Consider the following 18,647-nt stretch of genomic DNA (forward strand, 5'->3'; position numbering starts at 1 on the left):
TTCTTTTAGGTTGGACAAAAAGTGGACATTGACCTTGGTGCTGCACCAAGGTTTACACTACGGTATATAGCCTGTCAGATTACTTTGTTGATTAATCATTAAATTTGTGAAAAATATCACGTTATTTGCATCAGGCTATAAGATATTAGACACTGGGGGAGAACAGAATGCGAAACAGAAATTTGGTCAAGACAATGCTCATGTTAACTTTTTGTATGGTGCTGATCGTTTCCATGCTGAGCGGTTGTACTGGAAACGGGGAATCGGAAAATTCGTCATCATCGTCTTTTAAGGCCGGTACATTCGCAGGGGAAGCGGAAGGTAAAGAGGGCATGATTAAAGTAGAAGTAACCATGGATGAGCCAGATCAAATTAAAGATATTAAGATCGTAAGCCAATTGGAAACAGGAGGACTAGGCGATAGCGCACTTGAAAAAATGAAAGAACAAATTCTAGAAGGACAAACCTTGGCAGTAGATGCGGTTAGTGGTGCGAGTCTTTCCAGTGAAGCGATGCTCGCGGCAGTTGAAGATGCCGTAACAAAAGGTGGAGGGAATCTAGAAGCTCTCAAAGCTGGAGGCGTTAAAAAAGCGGGCGAAGGCAAAACAGAAAAGCTTGAAACAGATGTTGTAGTAGTGGGGGCAGGAGCATCTGGTGTATCCGCAGCGGTAACTGCAGCCGATAAAGGTGCGAAGGTTATTATTATAGAGAAAACTGGCGTCATCGGGGGAGCAAGTAATTTATCCTGGGCAGGTAAGTTCTATAACTCCTCTGCTGCTACGAGTAATAATCTAAAAGTAAATGTGGAAAAAGAAATTGCGGATTGGATTGTCAACAATCACTGGAGAGTGGATGCAGCAGCGATTAGACAATATGTTACTAAATCCGGTGAAACTTACGATTGGTTAGCGGAAAAAGGATATCAAACTAGCTTCTTGAATTTCTTCGGCGAGCAATTGCACGTGCTGCCGGCTTATGAAACCCGTGAAGAGACCCTTCGAAAAATGTTATCCGTATCGGTTGAACAACATGGCGGACAAGTGATCACAGAAGCGACTGCCAAGAAGCTGATTACGAATGAAGCTGGAGAAGTTACGGGAGTGGTCGCTGAGAAAGCGGATGGTACAACGCTTGAAATTTCAGCGAAGAGTGTCGTTATGGCAACAGGTGGTTATGCTGCAAATAAAGAAATGGTTAAAGAGGCGTTTGGTTTCGAAGGGGTCAACGGTGGATTAGGTCAAAACGTTGGGGAAGGTCTGAAAATGGCATGGGAGGCTGGAGCCAAGGTGCCTGACAACTTTGGTGGACAAATGCTTCACCAAACCTTAGCTAGAGCAACACAAGATCTAAAAGCACAATATGAACCTTTTGAAGCAAGTTATCCTCTCATGTTGACTTATCTTCCTAACTTCATGAATGTAGGTTCTTCTGGAGCACGATTCAGAGATGAAGCAGCGACTTTAACATCGGTTGCCGCAGCCAACACAAGTGCATTTAATGGTGCTTATCATATGGTTATCATATCGAAATCTCAATTGGATGCCCTGCAATCCAAGGGAATGAAAGGTGTTCATGCACTAAGCTTGCCAGGAATGCCACCTGAATTCTATGCTGAATTTGCGGATCAATTTACGCTTGAGAACCCTTGGACAAATGTCGAGAAGGTATTTGATTCGATGGTGGAAAACGGAGATAACTTCAAAGGGAATACGATTGAGGAGTTAGCTACGAATGCAGGAATGGATGTTGATGTGTTTGTAGAAAATTACAATAGTTATAAAGAAGCTACAAAAACTGGTGTGGATACAGAGTTTGGCAAAGCAGCTGAGTATTTAGAGCCTGTGGGCGAAGAAGGTCCTTATTACGCAATCATTGCTGAAATCAATAACTTGGGGTCTGTAGGCGGCTTGCTGGTAAACACTAAGTTCCAAGTTCTTAATGATAAACGTACGCCAGTGAAAGGATTGTTTGCTGTAGGTCTTGAATCTGAAGGCGTGTTGTTTAACGACACTTATGTTGGAAACGGCGTTGGCATTGGGTACTCCTTTACCTCGGGTCGTCTTGGCGGGGAAAACGCGGCGAACAGTGCTTTAAAAGCTAATTAACGACAATTTCCCGGAAAATAATTGAATCTTTTTAAAGACGCAGGGTGGACAACTCTGCGTCTTTTTTTGCTGGAGATTAAAGCCATTCTTCTTTAAGCAAAGATTTGAGAAGCTCTACGTTAGCTGCCCCAAGCTTGTTAGCGATTCTTTGCTCTAATTCGATTTTGGTGATCATCATTCTTTGATTGCATTCAATCCCCTTCTGGGTAAGGATAATGTTTTTATCTCGTTGATTTCCTTCGACTTGGGTGGCTTCCACATAATTACGGGATAACAGTCCTTGAATGCTTTTATGCGTACCCTGTCTTGAAATGTGAATAATTCTACTGATTTCCGAAATCGAGAGCATTTGATGTGCCTCAAGAACCGCTAGAATGTGGGATTCAGTCTTGTTGATTTGATCCGGATCTTGGTCGGTCACTATTTTACGTAAGGCTAGGTGCTTCTCACTAAGTAAATCAATTAGGTTCATTTCTTGCAGATGGTTATCCATGTGAACACTCCTAAATCATCGCTCATTTATCCAAGTATAAGTCATTTATGTTTATTGTCAACTTGGTTGACTTAATTTAAGGCGTTGTGATATTGTAATCCAAGTTGACAATACTAAGAGAACGCTAAGGAGTCTGAGAAAAAGATGGGAAGAAACAAAAAAGAAGCATTATTATTTACATTCATCATGTGTGCTTTGATGGTACTGGGTATGAGCATTTACAATGTAGCGCTGATGGAGGGCTGGTCAGGTACGTTAGTTAAAGATGTGATCATCGGCTACGTGCCTGCGTTTGTAGTTGCATTTTTTCTGGATGTTTTTGTTATAGGTAAAGTTGCGAAAGGGATCGCACATAAGCTGGTAAAAGAGAATGATCCGATGATCAAAAAAATCATGTTCATATCCTTTTTTATGGTGACCGGAATGGTGTTGTTTATGTCCTTCTATGGCGCAGTTCTTCATGTAGGGTTCACCTCAGAACTACCGATGGCTTATCTGTCTGCGATAGGTAAGAATTTCATTGTTGCACTTCCACTGCAAATTATATTAGTGGGGCCTCTTACACGATTTATCTTTGTAAAGATTACTCCAGCTACTGCATAAATTATGTTTACACCTTCATTACTCAAATCTGCAGCGACTCGTAAAGAAATAGCTCAAGTGTTAGCGAAGTTGTTAAAGCTGTGTCAATCATAAGCTATCACCCCTATTTCTTGATGAGAATAAAAACGCTCTCCAATGCCAGGATGGCAAAGGAGAGCGTTTTGTTCTAAGCTCTCTTTTTTACAGGTTCGAGCAGATTTAATACATACTCATTTCCGCTACCCTTAGGACTATCGTTACGGATATGCTCCTCAAGATATAATCTTGAATCGTGGTCAGCTTGATAATCTATGTTATTATCCAAAAAACTCATTAGTGCTTGCCACGAGCCGTAGATATCATCACTGCTTTCTGTCATCGCATAGAGACCGCCGTCGAACCGCATCTCTTTAAGGTGGCTTGGTATTTCTACATTTTCAGGAATGGAGGTACAGAATCCATAGCCATAAGGGTTATTCTCACCACTAGGATGCGGATTCGTATTTCCACCAAATAAACGTGCCGTCCCCAAGAGATAGTTAGCTTCCAACCATTCCATGACGGGGAGCATAGCTTCATCCTCTGGAGATGTACTGACTGCAATATTATAGGCAAATCTCATAGGTGAAAGTGTAATGAATCTTACATGGATAGGTGGAGAGTATTTAATCGTTGTCATAGATAGTACCTCCTCATTCTCATTCAAATCATCCAATGCATTGAATGACTCTTCATTCAGCTCTAATAACAAATGGTTAGTTATGGGCTCCTCCATACGTGCGGATATTAGTTGTAAAAAGAAGCAGATCTCGCGTTCTTTTTGTGTAAGCTCGGATTTCTCAGTATGAATTGAACGATTCCGATATCTTTAATACTAATATCCAGCTTTCTTAATAATGCGGTGATACGAATAGCGAGAATTGCGTGCTCATCATAAATCCGCCAGCCCGAGCTAGCCTCACGATGACTTTTAAACAATCCTTGTGCTTCCCAGTGACGCAACGTCCGACTCGTCAGCCCTATTTGCGTAGAAAGCTTATCAATGGTCACAAATTCACTCATAGACAACTCCCGTTCTATAGATTGATAAGGCGCCCTATGGGAAGTATTTTAGCACTTAACGTTACGTCAATTGCAAGGATAGTTGTGAACGTGTACTCGACAAAATTTACATTTCTCATACAAAACTGTGTCCGGTATTTAATGTACAGCTTCTACAATTTAGATATTAGTAAAAAGTACCTATTGCCATATGAGGCTTTATACGGAGGATGATATTGTTGAAGGCTAGGTCTATGCATCTATCAATGAAGTGGAAGTTGATCTTGAGTTTTTCTGCCGTGGTACTATTCTTTCTAGGGGTAGCGCTATACCAAAACTATAAAATCAATCAAGTAGAAATCTCTATGGAAACGCAAAAAATGGAGATGGAAAAAAGAATTACAGTATCAACAATTACTCAATTGCTTCAAGAAATGAACGGTGTTGAAACCTCTTTAGCGGGATCTAGCGATTTAGAGTTTACCCAACCTTTTAAGGACAAACAGACAAAGTTAATGGAACAATTGGGCAAAGTGAAGTTTGAGGCAGAATCACCTGCGTCTAAGGCGTTAGAGCAGTTACATAATCAAGTTGGTGCATATACCGGCTATTTTGACGGATTAGTGAATACCCTTAAGGACGAGCAGCTTGATCCCATGGCCGTTCTGGAACGCATAGATGAATTACATACGAAAGCATTGGCAGTGAATAAAGCTATGCTTGAGACCAATGAGGAACTATATACCGCAGCAGCAGAGAACGCAGAGAAGGCCCAGGATTATTCTTTTGATTTATTAAATCTGACCAGTTCTATGGGGGCTTATGCAGCAATACTAGTCTTCATTTTCACACTTGTTATCGCTGTTGTGCTTATACGTTCCTTCCTGAACCCTATAAATAAGCTGCAAGCGGCTCTACGTAAAATTGCTGAGGGAGATTTGCGGCAGCAGATTAATTCACCTTATAACGATGAGCTAGGTAGTCTGAGTCATCATTTTGACCATATGGTGCTGCGGGTACGAGAAATGCTTCAGCAGACCCAATCGGTGGCTTCTTCGCTCGCGACTTATTCGCACTCTTTTCAAGAATCCTCCTCGATCACCGCTCATACGAATCAAGAAATCGTAAGCACTATACAGGAAATCTCTGTAGGGGCTGAGCAGCAGGCCGGACAATCTGAGCAAAGCGCAAGCCTGATCTTGGAATTGGAACGAGAAGTTAATGAAATTACGGAATACACTGAGGTTATGCTATCGACAAGTCAAACGGCTAATCACAATACTCGAAAAGGTTCCGAATCTGTTATCGCCTTACGGGAAGTATCAGAACACTCACGTGAATCAGTGAATAAGGTGTATCTCGCTTTAAATAAACTGAGTGATCAGTCGAAGGATATCTCCAGAATAACTAAATCAATCACAAACATTTCAAATCAGACCAATATTCTCTCGCTAAATGCAGCGATTGAAGCGGCACGGGCAGGAGCTTATGGGAAGGGCTTTGCTGTCATAGCAGATGAAGTGAGACAATTATCTGATCAGACCAAAGAGTCCTCCGTACATATCAGTCAGATTATCAATGAGCTGCAAGCAGGGATGGATGAATTCCAGCAATATATGCTGGAGACCAAAGGAAATCTTGAAGAGCAGGATCAAAAAGTGGTCGAAACGTTGTCATCTTTTGAAGCGATAGATCAGTCGATTGTTGAGATTAGTAAGCAGATTGGGCAAATCCATGACAAGGTAGATATGACACAGACTATGAATCGTAGACTAGCAGAGTCTGTTCACAACGTGGCTGCCATTGCTGAGGAAACTGCGGCAGGGGTTCAGGAAGTGAATGCTTCTAGTGTGCAACAGGATAACGCGATCCACGACATTGCCCGCCAAGCTGTTGAGATTAATGAGATTTCACAAAAATTATTCAAGGAAATCAACGTCTTCAAGATTAACTCGGAATTAGTAGACGAGATGATCGCTGAAGATGACAGTGACTCACCTAGCGATGAAACGCCTGAGGAGCGGTCTTATTTGACAATCTCCGCATAGGGGAAGCTTTGATTCTTGATTGAATGCTCGTACATCGGGAGCGACTTGATTCACTGATTCAGTAACGCAAAAAGGTAGCGTAGAGGGGGAGCCTTTCTAACTACCTTTTTTTGCGCGTTAGTGTTTTTAATACAGCTATTTAAGGATGTGATCTCTTCTATGAGTGTTTAGTTGTACTTAGTGCAGTTATTTCTCCGAGAAATGACTGTTAGTGGTGTTTAGCTAGTTTTTAATTGCACTGAATACAACTAAAGTCCAGAATAAGCTTGGCCAGCTTGATTTAGTTGTATAGAGTGCAGTTATCTGAATATTTGTAGAGGTTTTGTACAATGAAAAAGCTGCTCCTTCGTAGAAGAAATCTACTTAGGGGCAGCCTTTTTGTCGTGTAGATGAAAGAGTGAGTGAAAGGGGCTATCTAGGTGCTGTTTGTGATTACTCGTAGGTTTTGCTCAGAGAGCTTATTAGCTCTGGAAGCCAGACATTTAGATTGAGAAACTTGTACCCCGCCGACTGGGCTTTGGTCGTATTCATAAACCAGGATTGTTCAATTCCGAATGGTGACATATGCTCGTCCGCGGTTTGGCTCTGGATGATGGCTTGCTTCCCCGTTTCTTCTTCAATTATTGTGAGAATGTCCTTAATTCTAACCGTGCCGTCTGAGCAAGCATTAAACGATCCTGTCGCAGTAGAACAGCAGCCGAGCCAATATAGGAAATCAGCAGCTTCATCCGAACGGATAAAGGAGATTTGTGCTCCAGGATTCGGTACACCAATAGGTAACTCGTTACGGACATGCTCAATATGAAAATGAAGTCTTCGCGTATAATCATCTATTCCCAGCACAATTGGAAAGCGAACAGCGGCGACGGGGAATGTAGCTTTCTGCATGAAGACGGCTTCCGCCAGTCTTTTTCCCTCCTGATAGGTGAAATCATTTCGTCCTCCGTAGCGAATAGGGTATGTTTCAGGATCGAAAATCTCTTCGGTCAGAGCTTCTTCGCTGAAATCATAGACAGATAAACTTGAGGTGAGGATATAGCGTTTTGTTTTACCGTCAAAAATCCGGCGTGCCTGATCCGCTTCATCCGGTGAATAACAAATATTATCAAACACGACATCCCACAATGTATCTCCTACCGCTTGAACGAGCTCGTTCGGTTGGAATCGGTCCGCATGGATACGGTGGACGCGATCTCCAAAGGAATCGTCTGTTTTCCCGCGCGTTAATATCGTTACGTCGTTTGCGGAATCCTGTAGCAATCGTTCAACTAATCTTTTTCCAAAAAAGCGCGTGCCGCCTAAAATAAGAATCTTCCTCATAAAATATCACTCCTTGACTGTTTATATTGATTTGAACACTCTGGCAAATTTAGATTAAGCCCGTATGAGAATCCATGCTTCTTGCAGGCAATCGGACCCAGATGCACTTATTCGTGAAAAAAATGGCATTATGAGTGGTTTTCGGACCTGAGCGACGCTATTACTCGTAAACGGCACTGTAATTAGCCTGTTTTGCATCAATAACGTCACTGGGGTCCGATAGCACTTGAAATATAGGGAATCGCTCTAAATAAGAGCATCTGGGTCCGTTTCTCAAGCTTACCCAGACTAAATGGGGGAAGTATGCGCTGATTGCGCTTATTTTCCAAGCAATTATAAGACTAAGCTACCATACGCATTCCGGGATCGGAATAGTTCCAGCCCATAGAGCTGAATCCGCCAGATTGGAAAGGTTGAGCGCTTTGGAAGCTATGGAAGCTTTGACTAGACACGGCCATTACAGCTTCCTGTCTTTCATCCGCGAGGACAAGCTCAATCAGCTCGGCGATTTGCCCTTGTTCATAGGCGGATGCAAGGCGATTCAAGGCAATCTGTAATTCCGTATCCTGCAGTATGGAAGGACCGTCAGATTGAAGAAGCTCTTGTCTGACTGCAGGAAGGGCTTGCCGAGCTCGATGCAGAGCGGCTTTAACCGCTCCTTCCGTGGTGTCGAGGATTTCGGCAGCTTCGATACCGGAGTGCTCGAATACATCGCGGAGCAGGAAGACCGCTTGCTGAAGCGGGGACAGATGCTTCTGTAAGGCTTGAAAAGCAGCCTCAATCTCAAATAAACCGTGACCTGCTGCTTCCTCTGTCCGCGAATGATCCATCTCCAGCACACGTGACAACGTCGCTTTTCGCCGCATAATATCTGTCCAGGTATTTCTGGCAATCCGTAGGAGCAGTGCTTCGGGATTGGGGTGATTCGTTAGTGTTGTGGAATTCGTACTACTAGTAAGATTTGACTTGTTCATATGATCTGAATTGTTCAGTTTACCTGTATTGTTCAGTTTACCTGTATTGTTCATTTTGCCTGTATCGTTCATTTGGTTGTGTTCATTCATTTCCTTCGTATGTTCGGAAGTCTTCATATAGCCCAGTGCTTTGACCCACGTATCCTGAGCCAAATCTTCGGCTTCCCACGGGGATTGTGTCAGTGCAAGGCAATACCGCTTCAGGGCCATTTGCAAAGACGTGGTATGATTTTCATCCGGTTCATGGCCGGCGCTAAGCTTCTCAAGGCTGATCACTCTGCATAACCCCTTTTCCGGTAAAGTGCTTTCGGTTACTTCTAATAATAAACGAATGAGCTCCAAATTAAGATACGCAATAATAAAAATAATATTTTTCCCGCTTAACGTATCCTATCCATAGACTAATCCGTTTACAGGGTAGATTTCAAATAAAATAAACGGATGGAGGTCGCATACGCATGGCGTACATTCCTTATGTCATTGAACAAACGAATCAAGGGGAAAGATCCTACGATATTTATTCGCGGCTGCTAAAGGACCGCATTGTGTTTGTAGGTGCGGAGATTGAGGATCAATTGGCGAATAGTGTTGTTGCACAGCTGCTGTTCTTATCAGCAGAGGATCCAGATAAAGATATACACATGTATATCAATAGTCCAGGGGGCTCCATAACGGCGGGGTTCAGTATTTATGACACGATGCAGCTTATTAAACCGCAGGTGAACACGATATGCACAGGTATGGCAGCTTCCTTTGGTTCACTTCTATTGTTAGCTGGGGCCAAGGGCAAACGTTATGCTCTGCCAAACAGTGAGATCATGATTCATCAGCCGCATGGTGGGGCACAGGGGCAGGCCAGTGATATTGCGATTAGAGCTAAACGCATTTTGAAGCTAAGGGAAGTGCTTGTCCAAATTACAGCGGACCGAACCGGACAGACGGTGGAAAAGGTACTACAAGATATGGATCGGGATTATTTCATGACAGCCGATGAAGCGGTAGAGTATGGGATTATCGACAAAGTCATCACAAATCTGTAAGACGAAGGAGTGAAGTGAGTTATGCTGGAAGCTTTGCAGGGCAAAGAGGTAACCATTTATTTTGTAGATGGCTCTAACGCCAGAAAAGGCATTTTAGAAACGGTAAGTGAGAAGTTTATCAAATATCGGACAGAATTCGAAGAGCTGTATATTCCTATTACTTCCGTTTGCTCCATCACACTAGATACTAAAGGACGGGAACGCGCTCGAGTTGGATTTACACAATAAGATCATCAGAGAAAAAAATAGGGTTAGGGGATGTTTCCCCTAACCTGTACTTTCGCGAATCGCTAAATAATGAGCTACATTTGCATGATGCTGAATTTCTGTCTCCCCCTTGATTAGCTTGATCAAGGTTCGGGTAGCCGTCATTCCAATCTCCGTTCCGGAATATTCCACCGAGGATAACTTGGGCCGAATGACAGAAGCGATAAAGCTATTATCGAATCCGAACACCGCAACATCCTCTGGCACCCGGATACCGTTATCGTTCAGGAAATTCATCGCCCCTACAGCTATCCAATCTGTGGAGCAAAATACCGCAGTAGGTAGCTCCCCGCTATCCTTAATTCGGCGCATTGCGTCACTTCCATCTTCTACGGCCATTCCACTTTCTACTACCCATTCTTCTCTTAAGGTAATACCTGCATCCATAAGCGCTTGTTGATAGCCGCGATATCGATCGCCACCCACTGCATTATCTCCAGATACCCGGATCATGCCGATACTTCTATGTCCTTTTTGAATCAGATAAGTAACGGCTTCATAGGAAGCGGTAACATTATCCAGATGCACTGAAGGGATCGAATCAATCTGAGATTGTTCTCCAACTAACACGCAAGGTGATCCGGATCTCTGAATAATCTCCAAGTGTTCCTTACTCGGAACCGAGCCTACATATATATAACCCTCAGTCCCCATATGGTGGAATAAGTTCAAATAATGAAGTTCACTATTAACACTTCCGTCTGTTAATCCGACCAAAACATCATAACCATAAAGTTCGGCGAGATCACGTATGCCAATATTGAAATCATCAAGCACGGTATTACTGTTCTGCGGAATAATGACACCTATCAGAGGTGTATCCGATCTACCTGCATCTGAACCGATGACATTAGGACGGTAATTCATTTGTTTCATGGCTTCCAATACACGCTTACGGACTTCCTCGTTCACCGGTTTGCTGTTATTGATAACCCTTGATACGGTAGCTATCGAAACGTCAGCCATTTTGGCTATATCTTTAATTTTTACCTTCAAGAATATCACCATAACTTTCCAAGCTTGTATTCGTTCTAGAATATATCGCAAGCATATCACGGATAGCATCAAGAATCCAAAAGATTGTTATTGACCAGGAAAATAAAAGATCCTATAATGATCGCATAGGAAAATAATTTCCTTGAATAAATCCTGAAAAGATGATTTTTTGGTCGATAATCTTAAGTTTTATAATGAGAGTCACTAATTCGCGAGTTAATTAGGAAAATATTTTCCTGAGAGGGTATATGAATACGAAGGAGCTGCATACATTGAACAGAACATGGTGGAAAGAAGCCACAGCGTATCAAATTTACCCACGGAGCTTTATGGACAGCAATGGCGATGGGGTTGGAGATCTGCAGGGAGTTATCTCTAAACTTGATTATTTACAGGATCTTGGCATCAATGTCATTTGGATCTGTCCTATCTATAAATCCCCGAACGATGATAATGGATATGATATTTCGGACTACCAAGATATTATGGCGGAATTCGGCAGTATGGCCGACTTCGATCAGTTATTAAGCGAGGTTCATGCACGGGGCATGAAGCTGATTCTGGATCTTGTGATTAACCATACATCTGACGAACATCCTTGGTTTGTAGAAGCACGTTCCAGCAAGGACAATGCGAAACGCGATTATTATATTTGGAGAGATCCTAAGGACGGTAAGGAACCGAATAACTGGGAGAGTATTTTTAGCGGCTCGATCTGGGAGTTCGACCCTGCTTCAGAGCAATATTTCATGCATGTGTTCTCCAAAAGACAGCCTGACCTCAACTGGGAGAATCCTGAAGTACGTCAGGAATTATACGGTATGGTTAATTGGTGGCTGGATAAAGGGATCGACGGTTTCCGAGTGGATGCTATTTCACATATTAAGAAAATTCCAGGTCTTCCTGATCTGCCGAATCCACAGAATCTTCCATACGTTTCCTCCGGTGAGGGTCATATGAATCGGGAAGGAATACACGATTTTTTACAGGAGCTCAAAGAGGAAACCTTTGATCGTTATGACATTATGACTGTTGGTGAAGCTAGTGGTGTTAGTGTTGATCAAGCGGATATGTGGGTAGGTGAGGAGCAAGGTAAATTCAACATGATTTTTCAGTTTGAGCATTTAGCCCTTTGGAATAAGAGTGTTACGGGTGGCTTGGATGTTCTTGCGCTGAAATCAGCACTTTCCCGTTGGCAAAAAGGTCTTGAGGGTAAAGGCTGGAATGCACTCTTTATCGAGAACCACGATCAGCCGCGTTCAGTTTCTACTTGGGGTAATGATGGGGAGTACTGGAAGGAGTCGGCCAAATCGCTGGCTACGATGTATTTTCTGATGCAGGGAACACCTTTTATTTATCAAGGCCAAGAAATTGGGATGACCAATGTAAGATTCGATTCGATGGATGATTATGATGATGTGGCGATGAAGAACCTGTATCGTTTAGAGACAGCGGCCGGAAAATCACATGAAGAAGTCATGGAGGTTATCTGGAAGAATGGTCGCGACAACTCCAGAACGCCGATGCAATGGGATGACTCTGAGAACGCTGGTTTCAGTAGCGGAAAGCCTTGGATGAAGGTGAATCCTAATTTTACGGAGATCAATGTGGAGCGTGCGAAACAGGACCCACATTCCATCTACCATCATTATAAAAAGCTTATCGCTCTGCGGGCTGCCAATCCGATTACGGTTTATGGAACCTATGATTTGATTCTGCCTGAAGATGAGCGAATCTACGCTTATACTCGGACACTTGGCAATGAGAAATTGCTGGTCATGTCAAACCTTTCTTCAGAGGAAGCGTTGTTCGACCTTCCGTTTGACTTGGAATTTGACTCCAGTGAGTTGCTGTTGAATAACTATGAAGTTGACCCTGCTGAGAAAATCGAGACAGTGGCATTACGCCCTTACGAATCTCGTGTGTATATGCTGGTTAACGCACCTGTAGAGCAAGAGGCAATTCTTGAGAGTGTGCCTGCAACAACGGTTTAATTATTTTAATAAACGCAAGAATGCCCCTCGGCCAATGGCTGAGGGGCATTCTTTTTATTAAATATCAATTATTGCCCTGTTCGCCATCATCCGTAGAAGGTAAATCCGGCCGTTGCAGAATATAACTATTAGACATATTTAGAAGCCGCTGAACGGCATCAAATTGCGCTTGTGTCGAACCGCCCTCAGTTTCAGAGCCATCGATTAGGTTATAGTTGCTTCCATCATCATAATCTACACCAGTTAAGTACAAGCTTGTGTCATTAATAAAAGAACCAGTGGGAAGAAAGTGTCTAACAGGTAGCAGGTTGGTCTGTTGATTCATTAGGTCTTCTCCGAAGTGGAGCTGATCCTTCATAGAAATCCCTAGCAGATTTGCTACAGTTGGTAAGATATCAATCTGACCGCCAGTTTGCGTGTGCACAGTGGGTTGATCTACGCCTGGGGCATGAACTATGAAAGGAACGTTGAACATATCTGTATATCCATACTCGTGTCCGACCATTTCCTCCATTAATGATTTCTCATTGCCGTCAAGGGAATACAGTGATACACCTTGATGATCTCCATAGAAGACAATAACGCTATCTTCCCATAACCCGCTGGACTTCAATTGATCTAGGAATTGTCCCATAGCGTAATCCGCGTAATTTTGGGCTAAAATATAGTTACCGACTAAGGTCCCTTCGTACCGTTTAGGCAGCGTCATCTTATATTTTGATGCTGGCATTTTATAAGGGTGATGCGCGCTCATAGAGATGACCATCGCGTAAAAAGGATCGTCTTTAGCATCCATTTTGACTAATTCAGGAACGGTCTTGGCATACAGCACCTCATCAGAAGATCCAAATGCGATATGATCATCATCTCCATAGAAGGACTGATCGTAGTATTTATCAAAGCCTAGCACCTTGTATAAGGTTTTTCGGTTCCAGAACTCCACGCTGTTGGTGTGAAAGGTAGCCGTATTGTATCCATTAGCTTTCATCAGCTTGGGCAGGCTCGGAAGCTCCTTAGTCATATAGTTGGACGAAGTGGCTACTTCGTGATGAGGAACATATAGCGAGGTGTTCACTACAAATTCAGCATCCGATGTTGTTCCTTGCCCCGCATTTGTATAGAAGTTATTGAAATAATGTTCGCTTGCAAGAAGTTTATTTAGATTTGGAGTTACTTCCTGTCCGTCAATGCTTAAGCCAAGCAGGAAATTCTGAAAAGATTCCATTTGTACTACAATTAGATTTTTACCTTGAGCCGCTGCCCAATACTTTGGAGAGACTGGCTCCATAATTCCTTTTGTAGCGTCCACGGACTGCTGCGTAATTTCTTTGCTGTCAATCATTTCTTCCTTTTCCGTACTGTCAGCAAAGATGGTATATACCTCGTAATTGAGAATCCCCATACTCTCCGCTTTTTTATTTTCGTTCATACTGGCGTGATTCGGCCAAATATTAAAGACACAGATCGCAAGAGAAACGCTGATGATCCCAAGCAAAGCGGTTCGGTTCATGCGACGGTTCATGCCTCTTTCTTTCCAGATCGCAATATATTTGGGACGGAACATAAAGAACATGAAGACTACAATATCCACAAAAATGAATAAATAGTAAGGGTCCAGCAAGGAGTACGTGCTTTCACCAACCTTGGTTACTTTATCCGCTTGCTCCAAGGCATGGTAAGTAGCGATTACGCCATAATACTTGTAATACATCAGGACGGCAAAATAAATCACTGAAATCAATAGGTTCGCAATCATATAATACAGAAACTTCCGCTTGGAAGCCATCCACTCAATGAGTCCAAATACGATAAAGAAGAACGGAATCTCTGTGAGCAACATACTCCAATTTGGACCGTCACTAAATACCACAAACCAAGCCACTGCGCATTTTAAGAGCAGGATGAAGCTAAAAATTAGAAAGGGCTTGTTTTTGATTTGAAAATCTTTTTTCACTCGTTATCATCCTCTCTGGTGCAGAACACACTAATACCCTGCATAACCTTGTACGTTGTGGGAATCCGTTGCAATATGCCGATGCTTATTATGCTCTTGAAGTTTTCGTGTGTCAAAAGACGGACGAGAGACCTAGAGCGCAGCAACAAGCGATTTATGGCATATAAACAGGTGAAATCAGCTTCAATCCTAAACTACAGGTTAAACCAGTATAAATTGATTAAAAAAAATTACAGTTTCTCGCAACTTTACATAATATTCCACAGTCTATATAAGGAGAGTGAATACAGTGGAGGTCCAGTTGGTGCTGACCAATGGTTTGACGCCTCTAATTCTTAAGGAGTGATTTTAAGTGGGAAGAGGAACTTTAAACTCTAAGGTTCAGGTAAGACGGATATGCAAAACGGTTGCAGTGGCTGTAATTAGCTTAACTATGGTCTCTCCATTAATAGTAAAAGCGGACAGTGTTGTGAATTCACCTGAAGAAAAGAAATTATTGTCTGGCATTACTGGGCTGGACGCTGGTGATAGAAGTGCTTATGCCATCACTGCGGATGGAACAGCCTGGGCTTGGGGTGGTGGATACGGCTCTATTGGTAATGGGGCAACCACACCAGCGTATACTCCCGTCAAAATGCGTATCGATCATGTAAAGCAAGTTTCAGGTGGCTACCGTCATAACTTGATGTTGAAAGACGATGGAACAGTGTGGGCAGTAGGGGGGAATGAACATGGACAACTTGGCACTGGAGCGCAGTCCTTGACAGTCCTTGTAGAGCCGGTTCAAGTGAAGGGGCTAACGGATGTGATTTCTGTTTCGGCAGGAGACACACATAGCTTAGCGCTTCGAAAAGATGGAACGGTCTGGGCGTGGGGAGGCAATGAGCAAGGAGAACTCGGTGACAATTCGGGGAAAAATGGGCTAACACCAGTGCAAGTGAAAGGACTACCCTCTATTTTAGCTATAGCTGCAGGATCGAACAATTCAGTGGCGCTTGGTAACGGCGGAGAGGTGTGGGTGTGGGGATCTTCTAAAACTATAGGCATTAAAAAGGATACGGTCTTAAAGCCTACCCAAATTAAGGGGAGCGGGGAGTATAAAGCTGTAGATATTGATGGGCAGTATGGAGCAGCTTTGAGATGGGATGGTACCGTTTGGTTATGGAATAATTACACAGATATGAATCAGGGTGAAACTTTACAGCCGATTCAGATTCCAGGACTCACAAATGTTGTATCAATGACAACGGACTCCGCAGTAAAAGCTGATGGGACCTTATGGCAGTGGACAGTTGGTGATAAAAATAAGATGAATGTTAAGCAGATTGGTGGTATTCAAAATGCAGCTTCCATTACCAGCGGGAACAGAAATCATTATGTACTTTTAAAAGACGGTCATGTTCTTGCATGGGGAACGAATGAATTTGGACAGACTGGGTTGGGGGTTAGAGATTTTATGATTGACACGCCTCAACCCGTGAAGAAATCGATTCAGGTGCTGTTGAACAGTAGCGAAATGGAACTGACCATGCCCCCCTTATTGATCAATAATTCTACGTATGTTCCGTTAAGAGGAATATTTCAGCAAATGGGAGTGAATGTACGTTGGGACGTTCCATCGAGATCAGTTATTGCCGTGAAGGAATCTACATCTACTACGCTAATCTTAAATTCGGTTAATGGACAAACGACAGTGAATGGAAAAGTAATAGCCACAGACCAAAAGCCAGTCTTTATTAATGATAGTGTATATGTACCTTTAAGACTGGTCAGTGAAATGTTAGGCGCTAAGGTAGAGTGGGATGCAGAAGCTTATGCTGTTCAAATCCATTCGAATTAAATAGGGGTATTTTGACATTAAGTATTGTTTGTATTAGTGTAACTAATACAAACAATACTTTTTTTGAATGGAAGGATAAAATGATTATTACGCTTGATTTTAAAAGTGATACGCCAATCTATGTACAGCTTCGAAATGAGATCGTGATTGGAATAGGCTCAGGTGAACTGGCGGATGGGGAGAAATTACCGACGGTGCGCCAAATGGCTGAAGATTTAGGGATAAATGCAATGACCGTGAACAAAGCGTACGCGATTTTGAAGAATGAAGGCTTCATATCGATAGATCGCAGGCATGGTGCTACAGTTGCTCCTATAGGGAATGGACAGCCAGAGTTTAAGGAGAAGCTGGAAAATGAACTACGGCTAGTTATCTCGGAGGCAAGTGTAAAAGGGATTGGGCGGGAGGAGTTTATGCAAATGTGTGCTGGAATCTTTTCATCCGTATCGTTTAAGTCTGCATCCATCACGGAATAGGGGGGGGACACTCAGATGGCTATCGTCTTCTTTTGTATAGCTATATTTATTTTAGTTATTTTGTTTTTTACGTATATGAGTACTTTGAAGCCGAAGGATAATCTATGGTTTGGAGTTAGTCTTCCGGCGTTTGCTCTTAAGGATGAACGTCTGCGCGAACTGCAAAATTCAACTGAGAAGAGGTACAAAAAGTATGGACTCCTATCATTTCTGGCTTTGATTCCTATCTTGTTCTTAAGCTCCTATCTCTCTTTCACACTGATCTTTTTTTATGTTTGGACGTGTGCAATGATGCTCCTGCTTCGAATTCCATTTGTTAAGGCTCATCATGCAGCCGCAGCACTGAAACGAGAGAACGAATGGTTTGTGGGAGAGAAACGGATGGTTCGGATGGATACCAAGCTATCCCTGCTAAAAAAGAAAATGAGTCTTTCTATATACTGGTACATAATCCCTGCGCTAATTTCTGCGTTATCATTTATGATCCCAGTTCCGGCGGATAGTATTGAAATTCTGCGAGTGGCTGGCGGCACAGCGTTAGGGTTGACCGTATTTTTCTTTGTTATCGCTATATCCTTCAATAGAATGAAGCCTAAAGTATATACAGACAACACCGAGATCAATATTCAGCTTAATCAGGCTAATCGCAGGTACTGGTCTCTGCTATGGTTTGGCATGGCTATCATCAATAGCTGTATCGCCGTAATTACGGCGTATGCCTTATCCTTAAATGGAGCGGCTTCAACTATAGTATGGGGTTTGGGGATCTTTTTTTTCTCCGTTATTCCGGTGATAGGCATTTTTTATGTACATAATAAATTGAAACAACTTGAAGCTATGCTGCTTAAAGGTGAACATGAGGTACTGTACACGGATGATGATGAATATTGGATCCATGGGACAACGTATAATAACCCCAATGATCGCTCTGTTATGGTTCCGAAGCGTCTTGGGATTGGTACTACGATTAATATTGGGACAAAAACGGGTAAGAGTATATATTACGGCCTCTTTGTATTCGTTGCATTGCTGTTGATCGGGACGGGTTGGATGGGCGTTCAGACTGATTTCTCAACACCTACCTTAACTACAGATTCAAATGGAAGGGTTTCGATTGAATATCCGATGTACAATTACAGCTTCGCTATGAAGGATGTGCAAGAACTGACGCTTGTGGACAGCTTGCCAAGAGGTCGAAGAACAAATGGCGTAGCGACGGATACAGTAGCCATAGGAAACTTTAAGTTTGACGAGTTTGGAAAGAGTAAGGTCTACCTTGTGAAAAATTCTCCGCCGTACATTGTGATCAAATTGCCAGATATATATGTGCTCTACAACAATAAGGATGCCACTGAAACTGAACGTCTCTACGCGGATTTGAAAGGGTGGTGAGGTTTCTCATTGAGTTTAAAATAAATCGTATGAAGTAGCCCCCTATTGTGATAGAATAATCTAGTTGTCCTAGTTTCCGGAAATTCACTCCATTCCAGCCATTTTCATGAGATATATGGGTGGAT

Annotated in this window: 16 protein-coding genes; 9 read left to right on the plus strand and 7 right to left on the minus strand. The window is 42.7% G+C overall.

From position 1 onward, the window contains the following. Positions 1-167 precede the first annotated feature (167 nt). Positions 168-2,105, plus strand: a complete 1,938-nt coding sequence (locus QNH28_RS09515; protein ID WP_283911145.1) for an FAD-dependent oxidoreductase — start codon at positions 168-170, stop codon at positions 2,103-2,105. A gap of 76 nt (positions 2,106-2,181) precedes the next feature. On the opposite strand, the gene QNH28_RS09520 is transcribed toward QNH28_RS09515, so the two are convergent. Next, positions 2,182-2,598 carry a MarR family winged helix-turn-helix transcriptional regulator gene (locus QNH28_RS09520; RefSeq protein ID WP_283911146.1) on the minus strand — a complete coding sequence of 139 codons (417 nt, stop codon included), beginning with the start codon at positions 2,596-2,598 and terminating at the stop codon, positions 2,182-2,184. 144 nt (positions 2,599-2,742) lie between these two features. On the opposite strand from QNH28_RS09520, the gene QNH28_RS09525 reads away from it, so the two are divergent. Then, positions 2,743-3,201 (plus strand): DUF2798 domain-containing protein, encoded by a 459-nt coding sequence (locus QNH28_RS09525; RefSeq protein ID WP_283911147.1) that lies wholly within the window; start codon positions 2,743-2,745, stop codon positions 3,199-3,201. Between the two features lie 166 nt (positions 3,202-3,367). On the opposite strand, the gene QNH28_RS09530 is transcribed toward QNH28_RS09525, so the two are convergent. Continuing rightward, positions 3,368-3,859, minus strand: coding sequence for an effector binding domain-containing protein (locus QNH28_RS09530; protein ID WP_283911148.1), 492 nt, complete (start codon positions 3,857-3,859; stop codon positions 3,368-3,370). 107 nt (positions 3,860-3,966) lie between these two features. Continuing rightward, positions 3,967-4,242: a MerR family transcriptional regulator gene (locus tag QNH28_RS09535; protein WP_283911149.1), complete on the minus strand. Its 276-nt coding sequence runs from the start codon at positions 4,240-4,242 to the stop codon at positions 3,967-3,969. Between the two features lie 245 nt (positions 4,243-4,487). Between QNH28_RS09535 and QNH28_RS09540 the strand changes: the two genes are divergently transcribed. Beyond that, positions 4,488-6,269, plus strand: coding sequence for a methyl-accepting chemotaxis protein (locus QNH28_RS09540; RefSeq protein ID WP_283911150.1), 1,782 nt, complete (start codon positions 4,488-4,490; stop codon positions 6,267-6,269). Positions 6,270-6,701: 432 nt separating this feature from the next. Here QNH28_RS09540 and QNH28_RS09545 read toward each other — a convergent pair whose 3' ends face one another. Both QNH28_RS09545 and QNH28_RS09550 read right to left on the minus strand, forming a co-directional pair. Continuing rightward, positions 6,702-7,589, minus strand: coding sequence for an NAD-dependent epimerase/dehydratase family protein (locus QNH28_RS09545; RefSeq protein WP_283911151.1), 888 nt, complete (start codon positions 7,587-7,589; stop codon positions 6,702-6,704). Positions 7,590-7,930: 341 nt separating this feature from the next. Continuing rightward, positions 7,931-8,905 (minus strand): RNA polymerase sigma factor, encoded by a 975-nt coding sequence (locus QNH28_RS09550; protein WP_283911152.1) that lies wholly within the window; start codon positions 8,903-8,905, stop codon positions 7,931-7,933. 116 nt (positions 8,906-9,021) lie between these two features. Between QNH28_RS09550 and clpP the strand changes: the two genes are divergently transcribed. Beyond that, a complete protein-coding gene (gene clpP, locus QNH28_RS09555) occupies positions 9,022-9,603 on the plus strand; it encodes an ATP-dependent Clp endopeptidase proteolytic subunit ClpP (protein ID WP_042126154.1) in 582 nt (193 codons plus the stop codon). A gap of 21 nt (positions 9,604-9,624) precedes the next feature. Then, complete coding sequence (locus QNH28_RS09560; RefSeq protein ID WP_060624458.1) at positions 9,625-9,831, plus strand: hypothetical protein; 207 nt, start codon at positions 9,625-9,627, stop codon at positions 9,829-9,831. A 39-nt stretch (positions 9,832-9,870) separates the two neighbouring features. Here the strand turns inward: QNH28_RS09560 and QNH28_RS09565 are convergent, their stop codons facing one another. Beyond that, the gene (locus QNH28_RS09565; RefSeq protein WP_283911153.1) at positions 9,871-10,866 is read right to left on the minus strand and encodes a LacI family DNA-binding transcriptional regulator; all 996 of its coding nucleotides are present in this window, start codon (positions 10,864-10,866) and stop codon (positions 9,871-9,873) included. Between the two features lie 272 nt (positions 10,867-11,138). On the opposite strand from QNH28_RS09565, the gene QNH28_RS09570 reads away from it, so the two are divergent. Continuing rightward, positions 11,139-12,860 (plus strand): glycoside hydrolase family 13 protein, encoded by a 1,722-nt coding sequence (locus QNH28_RS09570; protein WP_283911154.1) that lies wholly within the window; start codon positions 11,139-11,141, stop codon positions 12,858-12,860. A gap of 64 nt (positions 12,861-12,924) precedes the next feature. Here QNH28_RS09570 and QNH28_RS09575 read toward each other — a convergent pair whose 3' ends face one another. Continuing rightward, a complete protein-coding gene (locus QNH28_RS09575; RefSeq protein WP_283911155.1) occupies positions 12,925-14,814 on the minus strand; it encodes an LTA synthase family protein in 1,890 nt (629 codons plus the stop codon). Between the two features lie 352 nt (positions 14,815-15,166). On the opposite strand from QNH28_RS09575, the gene QNH28_RS09580 reads away from it, so the two are divergent. The 3 genes from QNH28_RS09580 (at position 15,167) to QNH28_RS09590 (ending at position 18,522) form a co-directional block, all read left to right on the plus strand. Next, on the plus strand, positions 15,167-16,654 hold the full coding sequence (locus QNH28_RS09580; RefSeq protein ID WP_283911156.1) for an RCC1 domain-containing protein: 1,488 nt from the start codon (positions 15,167-15,169) through the stop codon (positions 16,652-16,654). An 80-nt stretch (positions 16,655-16,734) separates the two neighbouring features. Continuing rightward, positions 16,735-17,130 (plus strand): GntR family transcriptional regulator, encoded by a 396-nt coding sequence (locus QNH28_RS09585; protein ID WP_283911157.1) that lies wholly within the window; start codon positions 16,735-16,737, stop codon positions 17,128-17,130. A 15-nt stretch (positions 17,131-17,145) separates the two neighbouring features. Further along, positions 17,146-18,522 carry a DUF5808 domain-containing protein gene (locus QNH28_RS09590; RefSeq protein ID WP_283911158.1) on the plus strand — a complete coding sequence of 459 codons (1,377 nt, stop codon included), beginning with the start codon at positions 17,146-17,148 and terminating at the stop codon, positions 18,520-18,522. The last annotated feature ends 125 nt before the right edge of the window (positions 18,523-18,647 follow it).

The organism is Paenibacillus sp. G2S3, from assembly GCF_030123105.1.
GTDB lineage: Bacteria > Bacillota > Bacilli > Paenibacillales > Paenibacillaceae > Paenibacillus_AQ.